Here is a 637-nt window from a genome sequence, read left to right as displayed (position 1 = left end):
GGATCGTCCAGCTTGACCGAGATGTATTCCTCGCCGTCGTTGGAGACCGCCTTCCAGCCGGCGCCGACCTCGACGCCGTTGCCGGCGGTGATGCGGAAGTCCGGGGCGTCGCGTGAGACGCGCTCGATCGGGTTCAGGCGGGCCTTCATGCTGACGGTGAGCGTGCGCACCGTGCCGACGATCGAGTTGTTGCCGTTGGTGGTGAATTCGCCGATGACTGCCATGGTCGCGTTCCTTTCCGGTTGTTCGGGCCGCGCCGATCGCGGCCTCGATGACGGTGTTAAGACCGGGGGCGATCGACACCGCACCGCCTGGCGGCCGGAACCGTCAGTGGAGGACGGCCGGGAGCGGCTTTCTTGGTCGCGCGAGGAATGCGAACCTGTTCGCAGGGGAAGAAAGTTGTGAGCGGCCGTTGCGGTCAAGGCGATCGAGACGAAGGCGTCCTTCGGTCACACCAGATCCATCGAGGTCGCGTCGGTGTGGCCAGCTCGGGGTGGATGGAATGCGACGACGTCAGCCGGATTGACGATCATCCGCCATCAGGCTGCGCAACATTCGTGCCTATGCTCATGCCCTCGTCAGCGCTGCAGGCCCGCTCCCGCCCTCGATGCCATCGCCGACGTCCTCGGTCGCATCA

Annotated in this window: 1 protein-coding gene; it reads right to left on the bottom strand. The window is 65.6% G+C overall.

What is annotated here, in order from left to right:
* On the bottom strand, positions 1-224 hold a 224-nt coding region (locus tag PIB16_RS26690; RefSeq protein ID WP_271046679.1), incomplete at its 3' end, for a DUF736 domain-containing protein.
* Positions 225-637: the final 413 nt, after the last annotated feature.

The organism is Agrobacterium sp. ST15.13.015, from assembly GCF_027871645.1.
Classification (GTDB): domain Bacteria; phylum Pseudomonadota; class Alphaproteobacteria; order Rhizobiales; family Rhizobiaceae; genus Agrobacterium; species Agrobacterium leguminum.
The sequence above is the reverse complement of the archived record's forward strand: the minus strand, read 5'-3'. Positions and strand labels throughout refer to the sequence as shown.